Annotated in this window: 8 protein-coding genes; 4 read left to right on the top strand and 4 right to left on the bottom strand. The window is 70.8% G+C overall.

What is annotated here, in order from left to right:
• Positions 1 to 2,346 (top strand): DNA topoisomerase (ATP-hydrolyzing) subunit B (gyrB, locus tag ACILRF_RS12855; RefSeq protein ID WP_395673494.1); only part of this gene is annotated, 2,346 nt, incomplete at its 5' end.
• Here the strand turns inward: gyrB and ACILRF_RS12860 are convergent.
• On the bottom strand, positions 2,343 to 3,035 hold the full coding sequence (locus ACILRF_RS12860) for a winged helix-turn-helix transcriptional regulator (RefSeq protein WP_395673496.1): 693 nt from the start codon (positions 3,033 to 3,035) through the stop codon (positions 2,343 to 2,345). The genes gyrB and ACILRF_RS12860 overlap by 4 nt on opposite strands.
• Positions 3,036 to 3,184: 149 nt before the next feature.
• On the opposite strand from ACILRF_RS12860, the gene ACILRF_RS12865 reads away from it, so the two are divergent.
• Positions 3,185 to 4,315: an acyl-CoA dehydrogenase family protein gene (locus ACILRF_RS12865; RefSeq protein ID WP_395673498.1), complete on the top strand. Its 1,131-nt coding sequence runs from the start codon at positions 3,185 to 3,187 to the stop codon at positions 4,313 to 4,315.
• Here the strand turns inward: ACILRF_RS12865 and recQ are convergent.
• Positions 4,312 to 6,168, bottom strand: coding sequence for a DNA helicase RecQ (gene recQ / locus ACILRF_RS12870; protein WP_395673500.1), 1,857 nt, complete (start codon positions 6,166 to 6,168; stop codon positions 4,312 to 4,314). The two genes, ACILRF_RS12865 and recQ, sit on opposite strands and share 4 nt — an antisense overlap.
• A 51-nt stretch (positions 6,169 to 6,219) precedes the next feature.
• Complete coding sequence (locus tag ACILRF_RS12875) at positions 6,220 to 6,672, bottom strand: BLUF domain-containing protein (RefSeq protein ID WP_395673502.1); 453 nt, start codon at positions 6,670 to 6,672, stop codon at positions 6,220 to 6,222.
• A gap of 158 nt (positions 6,673 to 6,830) precedes the next feature.
• On the opposite strand from ACILRF_RS12875, the gene ACILRF_RS12880 reads away from it, so the two are divergent.
• Positions 6,831 to 6,977, top strand: a complete 147-nt coding sequence (locus ACILRF_RS12880) for a hypothetical protein (protein WP_395673504.1) — start codon at positions 6,831 to 6,833, stop codon at positions 6,975 to 6,977.
• Here the strand turns inward: ACILRF_RS12880 and ACILRF_RS12885 are convergent.
• Positions 6,974 to 7,420 (bottom strand): COG3650 family protein, encoded by a 447-nt coding sequence (locus ACILRF_RS12885; protein ID WP_395673506.1) that lies wholly within the window; start codon positions 7,418 to 7,420, stop codon positions 6,974 to 6,976. The two genes, ACILRF_RS12880 and ACILRF_RS12885, sit on opposite strands and share 4 nt — an antisense overlap.
• 46 nt (positions 7,421 to 7,466) lie before the next feature.
• On the opposite strand from ACILRF_RS12885, the gene ACILRF_RS12890 reads away from it, so the two are divergent.
• Positions 7,467 to 7,985 (top strand): DNA cytosine methyltransferase (locus ACILRF_RS12890; protein ID WP_395673508.1); only part of this gene is annotated, 519 nt, incomplete at its 3' end.

Consider the following 7,985-nt stretch of genomic DNA (forward strand, 5'->3'; position numbering starts at 1 on the left):
GCGGTGCGCAAGCGGCCGGGGATGTACATCGGCGACACCGACGACGGCTCGGGCCTGCACCACATGGTCTACGAGGTGGTCGACAACGCCATCGACGAGACCCTGGCCGGCTATGCGACGCGGGTCGAGGTGATCCTCAACGCGGACGGCTCGTGCACCGTCACCGACGACGGCCGCGGCATCCCGACCGACATCCACGAGGGCGAGGGCGTGTCGGCGGCCGAGGTCATCATGACCCAGCTGCACGCCGGCGGTAAATTCGACCAGAACTCCTACAAGGTCTCCGGCGGCCTTCACGGCGTCGGCGTCTCGGTGGTCAACGCCCTGTCCGACTTCCTGAAGCTGAAGATCCACCGGGGCGGCCAGGTCCACGAGATGGAGTTCAACCGCGGCGACGCGGTCTCGCCGCTCAAGATCACCGGCGTCTCGCCCAAGCGCGACAACGGCGAGTTCCTGACCGGCACCGAGGTCACCTTCCTGCCCTCGACCCAGACCTTCAGCTTCATCGAGTTCGACCTGAAGACCCTGGAGCACCGCCTGCGCGAGCTGGCGTTCCTCAACTCCGGCGTCACCATCTGGCTCAAGGACCACCGCGGCGCCGAGCCGTTCGAGGAGGTGATGAGCTATGAGGGCGGCATCGAGGCCTTCGTCCGCCACCTCGACAAGGCCAAGACCCCGCTGGTCAAGGCGCCGATCGTCGTCCGTGGCCGCAAGGACAACGTCGAGCTCGACCTCGCCCTGTGGTGGAACGACGGCTACCACGAGAACGTCCTGACCTTCACCAACAACATCCCGCAGCGGGACGGCGGCACCCACCTGGCCGCCTTCCGCTCGGCCCTGACCCGGATCATCACCGGCTATGCCGAGAGCTCCGGCACGGCGAAGCGTGAGAAGGTGTCAGTCACCGGCGAGGACGCGCGCGAGGGCCTGACCTGCGTCCTGTCGGTCAAGGTCCCGGACCCGAAATTCTCGTCCCAGACCAAGGACAAGCTGGTCTCGTCCGAGGTGCGCCCGGCCGTCGAGAATCTCGTCAACGAGGGGCTGTCGACCTGGTTCGAGGAGCACCCGAACGAGGCGCGCCTCATCGTCCAGAAGATCGCCGAGGCCGCCGCCGCCCGCGACGCCGCCCGCAAGGCGCGCGAGCTGACGCGCCGCAAGTCGGCCCTCGACATCACCTCCCTGCCCGGCAAGCTCGCCGACTGCCAGGAGAAGGACCCGGCCAAGTCCGAGATCTTCCTGGTCGAGGGCGATTCCGCCGGCGGCTCGGCCAAGCAGGCCCGCAACCGCGAGAACCAGGCCATCCTGCCCCTGCGCGGCAAGATCCTGAACGTCGAGCGCGCCCGGTTCGACAAGATGCTGTCGTCCGACCAGATCGGCACCCTGATCACCGCGCTCGGCGCCGGCATCGGCCGCGACGACTTCGACATCAACAAGCTGCGCTACCACAAGATCGTGGTCATGACCGACGCCGACGTCGACGGCGCCCACATCCGCACCCTGCTGCTGACCTTCTTCTACCGGCAGATGCCGGAGGTGATCGAGCAGGGCTATCTCTATATCGCCCAGCCGCCGCTCTATAAGGCCGCCAAGGGCAAGTCCTCGCGCTACCTGAAGGACGACTCCGAGCTCGAGACCTACCTCGTCAACGAGGGCGTCGAGGGCGCGCACCTCGACCTCGCCTCGGGCGAGCGCCTGACCGGCGCCGACCTGCTGGCGCTGGTCAACACCTCCCGCGGCGCCCGCGCCAACGTCGAGCGGCTGGCCGCTCGCGCCCCGGCCTTCGCCATCGAGCAGGCGGCCCTCGCCGGCCTGTTCGTCGACGGCGGCGGCGACCCCGCGGCGGCGGCCCGGCGCCTCGATCTCTATGCCGAAGAGGGCGACGGCGCCTGGACCGGCGAGAAGGGCGAGGGCGGCGGCTATGTCTTCAGCCGCATCAAGCGCGGCGTCTCCGAGCGGGTCGTGCTCGACGACATCCTGCTGCACGCCGCCGACGCCCGACGCCTGGCCGAACGCGCCAAGGAGCTCTCGGAGCTGTTCTCCGGCCAGGCCACCTTCACCCGCAAGGACAAGGCGACCACGGTCCGCGGGCCCCTCGACCTCGTGGGCGCGGTGATGGACGCCGGCCGCAAGGGCCTGTCGATCCAGCGCTACAAGGGCCTGGGCGAGATGAACCCTGACCAGCTGTGGGAGACGACCCTCGACGCCGAAGCCCGCACCCTGCTGCAGGTCAAGGTGAACCACGCCGACGACGCCGACGACATGTTCACCCGCCTGATGGGCGACCTCGTCGAACCGCGCCGCGAGTTCATCCAGGAAAACGCCCTCGACGCCGAGGTCGACGTCTAGGCCGCCGGTCGCGCCACCGCGGCGAGGGTCGAAAGGCCCAGCCAGGTCTGCATGTTCGCCGCCAGGTCCCGGTCGCCGACCAGCTTCAGCCGCTCGGTCGCCAGCGCGCCACGGACGGTGTCATAGCCCATCCAGATCGCCGTCATGGTCCGAAGGTCGCTCGTTACATAAAGGTCCGCGTCGAAGCCCGGATCGACGCCGCACAGGTCGACGGGCTCGCCCGGCGTCACCACCATCCACCAGCAGCGTTCGGCCGCCGGTCGCTCGGGATACTGGAACTGGATGACGCTGCGCCGCTTCGGCATCGGCTCGGGGTTCAGCCGCCGGCGCATGTCCCACATCAACAGCTGCGCATCGAGCTGTTGCAGGGAGAGGTCGGAGTCGATCCAGCGCTGGCCCCAGACGCCCATGGCCTCGACCACCGGCCGCAGCTCCTCGCCCGCCGGGGTCAGGTGATACTCCAGGACGCCGGACGGACCCGGCGCGCGGCGGATCACGCCCAGCGCCTCCAGGTCCTTCAGCCGTTGCGACAACAGGGCCGGCGACATCCGCGGCAATCCCCGGCGCAGGTCGTTGAACCGCGTCGATCCGAACAGCAGCTCGCGCATCAGCACCAGCGTCCAGCGCGAACACAGCACCTCCGCCGCCATAGCCACGGGGCAGAACTGCGCATAACCGGCCTGCGCCATTGGATACCTCCCTCGGGGATAACGATGGTATTCTAGCCCTCGCGCGCGAGGCTGCCCAGTTCAGTTCCTGTACCGGCCAGATTCAGTTCCTGAACTGGAGGAACGTCGGTTGGTCATGAGATCAGGGCCTCAATAGAGAGGAACACCCGATGTCCGACACCCTGACACGCCAGACCGACTGGATCGCCGCCGCCGACGCGGCCGCCGCCCAGATCGCCCTGACCGCCCCGCTGCACGACGCCGACGACAGCTTCGTCGCCGACTCCTACGACCTCCTGAAGCGCGAGGGCTTCTTCAAGGCCCACGTCCCCGCCGAGCTCGGCGGCGGCGGGGCCACCTATGCCGAGACCTGCGCCATCGTCCGCACCCTGGCGCGGGCCTGCGGATCGACCGGCCTCGCCTATTCGATGCACAGCCACCTCGTGGCCCTGGCCGTCTGGCGCTGGCGCAACGAGGGCGCGCCGACCGACGGGCTGCTGCGCCGGGTCGCGGCCGAGGACCTCGTGCTGGTCTCGTCCGGCGGCTCCGACTGGCTGCAGAGCGCCGGCGTCGCCGAGAAGGTCGAAGGCGGCTTCCGCATCACCGCGCGGAAGGTCTTCTCCTCCGGCAGTCCGGCCGGTGACCTCATGATGACGAGCGCCGTCTACGATGACCCGGAGGCCGGTCCGACCGTCCTGCACTTCGGCGTGTCGATGAAGGCCGACGGCGTGAAGGTCCTCGACACCTGGCGCACGCTCGGCATGCGCGGCACCGGCTCCAACGATGTCGAGCTGAACGGCGTCTTCGTCGCCGACGCGGCCATCGCCGGGCGCCGGCCGCAGGGCAAGTGGGGGCCGCTGTTCCACGGCATCAGCATGATCGCCTTCCCGATCATCTACTCGGCCTATGTCGGGGTCGCCGAGGCCGCCCGCGCCAAGGCCCTGGATGTCGCGCGGCGCAAGCCGGCCGACGAGGCCCTCGTCAGCCTGGCCGGCGAAATGGAAACCGCCTTCGCCTCCGCCGAGATGGCCCTCGACGAGATGGTCGCGACGGCGCAGACCGCCAGGCCGGGCCCCGAGACCACCAACCGTACGATGATCGGCCGCACCCTCGCAGGCCAGGGCGCGATCCGCACGGTCGAAAAGGCGATGGAGCTGGCCGGCGGCGGCGCTTTCTACCGCGGCCTTGGCCTGGAGCGCGCGTTCCGTGACGTGCAGGGCGCCCGCTTCCATCCGCTGCAGGAAAAGCCGCAGCTGCGTTACGCCGGGCGCCTGGCGCTCGGCCTCGACATCGACGGTTAGACGAAGGCCCCGACCACCTCGAGCACCGCCTCGCCATAGTGGGCGAGCTTGGCTTCGCCGACCCCGTTCAGGCGTTCCAGCGCCGCGCGGCTTCCGGGCCGCGCGGCGGCGATCTCGGCCAGGGTGCGGTCGTGGAAGATGACGTAGGGCGGCACGTGCTGGGCCTTGGCCTCGCGCGAGCGCCAGGCCCGCAGCGCCTCGAAAAGCGGCTGGTCGGCGGGCGGTATGGCCACCGCCTCGCGGCCGCCCCGCTTGCGCGGCCGGCCCGACCGCGTCGCCGCGTCATGGCCCTCGGCCGGCTTGCGCATGGCGATCCGCCGCTCGCCCCGAAAGACCGCGCGCACCGCCTCGGCGTCGCCGATGCCGACCAGCGGCCGGCCTTCGTTGGGATCTTCCTTCAGCAGCCCCTCGAACAACAACTGCTCCGTCAGGTCCCGCCACTGGGCGACGGACAGCTCGCTGCCGATGCCCCAGGTCGACAGCGACCGCTCGTGCTCGGTGACGTCCTTGGTCTTGCCCAGCAAGTGGTCGACCAGCCGGCCGCGCCCGAACCGGCCGCCCAGCCGGTGGGCGGCCGACAGCGCCTTCTGGGCCGCCTCGGTCGCGTCCACCGTGTCCACCGAGCCTGAGCACAGGTCGCACTGGCCGCACGGCTCGACCTCGGTCTCGCCGAAATAGCGGCGCACGGCCGCCGCCCGACAACCGGTGCCGTCCAGCAGGGTGTAGAGCTGGCGGACCTTGCGGTTCTGGACCTGCTTGACCCCCTCGTCGACGTCGCGGTCGGCGATGCGGCGCAGGGCCCAGGACATGTCCGCGGCGCCATAGAGGGTGATGCCCTCGGCCGGGTCGCCGTCGCGGCCGGCCCGGCCGATCTCCTGCCAATAGGCCTCGATCGAGGCGGGCGGGTCGGCGTGGATCACGAAGCGGACGTCCGGCTTGTCGACGCCCATGCCGAAGGCGATGGTCGCCACCATCACCGCCGCGTCCGCCTCCAGGAATTCCTCCAGCCGCTCGGTCCGCAGTCGCCGCTCCAGCCCGGCATGGTAGGCGAGCGCGGGGACCCCGGCCTCGCGCAGCGCCTGGGCGAGCTTTTCCGTCCCGTCGCGCGAGCCGGCATAGACGACGCCCGAGCGGTTCGGTCGCGCGGTGACCAGCTCGACGACGCGCTTCTCCTTGCCGCCCTTCTTGCGTTCCGCCGACAGGATCAACTCGGGCCGGGCGAAGCTGGCGACGAACTCGCGGCCGGCCTCCAGGCGCAGCTCGGCGCGGATGTCCTCGCGTGTGCGGGCGTCGGCGGTGGCGGTCACCGCCAGCCGCGGCACGCCCGGGAACAGCTCGGCCAGCCGGCCCAGCATCCGGTATTCGGGGCGGAAATCGTGGCCCCACTGGCTGACGCAGTGCGCCTCGTCGATGGCGATCAAGGCGAGCGGCGTGCGCGACAGCCGCTCCAGCATCCAGGGCTGCATCAGCCCTTCGGGCGACAGATAGAGCAGGTCGAGCTCGCCGGCCTCGACCCGCCGCCAGGTCTCCGCCCGCTCGGCCGGCTCGACGTTGGAATCCAGCCGCGCGGCGGCGACCCCCGACTGCACGAGACCAGCGACCTGGTCCGCCATCAACGCGATCAGCGGCGAGACGACGAGACCCAGGCCCGGCCGCACAAGGCTGGGGATCTGATAGCAAAGCGACTTGCCGCCGCCGGTCGGCAGCACCGCCAGGCAGCTGCGCCCGGCCAGCACCTCGGCGATGACATCGGCCTGCAGTCCACGGAACTCCGCGTGCCCGAACGTCCGGCGCAGGATGTCGCGGGCGGCGTCGAGCGGGCGGGAATCGAGGTCGGCGGCGCCGTCGTGCATCGCCCCCTTATGCCGCCGCCCGCGCCGGGGCGCCATGCGGCGTTGTCGGATCTATCCGGCGGCGCGCCGGCCGGCGCTGTCCTGCACGCCGCGCACGGCGGTCAGCAGGCGCAGCGCTTGCGGACCGGTCAGGCGGTGCGGCTCGAAGGCGCCGCGCATCGCCAGGGTGTCGAGGATGGCGCCGTCGGCCGAGGTCAGGGCGCGGGCGCACATGTGCCACTCGGCGAAACTGCGCCCCTGGGCCGGCCCGGCGCGCAGGACGCGGCAATCGCCGTGGCGGGGGTCGGCGGAGATGCGGCCATAGGTGGTCAGGACCGCCTGCATCGGACCCTCCAGCGCCTGCACGAACCAGCCGTCGTGGACCAGCAGCAGGCCGGTGACATCAGCTTGGCCGTTGTTGCGGATCGAGGCGTCGAGGATCGAGGCGACCTCCGGCCCCTGGTCGCCCCATGGAACCTTGCAGCGGCTGGCGTAGATCAGCAGATGGAGCGCGCGGCTGGACATGGTCGGCCTTCCGAAGGTCAGGTCTACTAAGCCTCAGGACGATTAACGGCGCTCTAAGCCTGTCTTAGCTCCACCTTAGGAACCCTTCCGTACGCTGTATGTTCAGCAGGCGGTCGCCAGCACGAAGCTGAGCCGAAACAGAAGGATACGGAGATCCCATGTCGCTGAAGGCTTTCCTCGCCGCCGCTGCGGCGATCGCCGTGGGCGTCGGGTTGCTCCTGCCGGTGCCGCACGCCAGCGAGGCGTCGGCCCAGTCCCAGATCCCGACCTCGCAGATCCCGACCCTCGAACTCGGCCAGGGCTAACCGCCCTCGCGCGGCGCTTCCGAGGCCTTCGCCGCGCACCCGCGCAGGGTCCGCCCCGCCGTCTCGACCTCCGCCGTCATCGGATAGCGCAGGTCGCTCATCCCGTCCGAGCACTCGCTGACATACAGCGTCACGACCAGGGTCCGCCCGTCCGGCCCGGTCGCGGTCCAGTCGGCGCGCCCGGGGGAAATCCGGGCGCCGGGGGCCTCGAACGCCACATCCGCCTGGCCCGGTTCGGACAGGGTGAACCGGGTCCCGTCGATCTTCACCGCCCAGAACGGCTCGGTCCCGCGGGCGATCATCGGCTGGCTGAAGTCGCTGACGGTCCCGGGCGGCTTCGGCGCGGCCGCCGGCGCGGGCGGCGCAGCGGTCTTCGCCGGCGTCTCGGCCTCGCGCCCGCAGGCGGCCAGCAGCAGGGCCAGCGCCCACACCCGATTGCGCATCTCTCGCTCCTCTTCAGCGGCCGCAAATCAGCCTACCAATAACGGCGTGAACGCGGCTTTCGCCTACTACGAATTCTTCGCCGGCGGCGGGATGGCCCGGCAGGGTCTCGGCCCCGGCTGGTCCTGCGCCTTCGCCAACGACTTCGACCCGGTGAAGGCCCGCACCTACCGCGACAACTTCCCGGACGCCGCCGGCCATTTCCACCAGGGCGACGTCTGGGCCATCGACCCGGCGCGGCTGCCCGGCGGCGCCGACCTCGCGTGGGCCTCGTCGCCTTGCCAGGACTTCAGTCTCGCCGGCGCTCGCGCCGGTCTGGGCGGCGGACGCTCCTCGGCCTTCTTCGGCTTCTGGCGGCTGGTCGAGGCCCTGGCCAGAGAGGGCCGCGCGCCCCGGACCATCGTCATCGAAAACGTCGTCGGGTTGCTCACGTCGCGCGGCGGGGCCGATTTCGCCGCCCTGGCCCGGGCGCTGGCGTCGCAGGGCTACCGGTTCGGCGCGCTGGAGATCGATGCGGCGGCCTTCCTGCCGCAGTCGCGCCCCCGGGTGTTCGTGATCGCGACCCGC

The organism is Phenylobacterium sp. (genome assembly GCF_044236515.1).
Classification (GTDB): domain Bacteria; phylum Pseudomonadota; class Alphaproteobacteria; order Caulobacterales; family Caulobacteraceae; genus Phenylobacterium.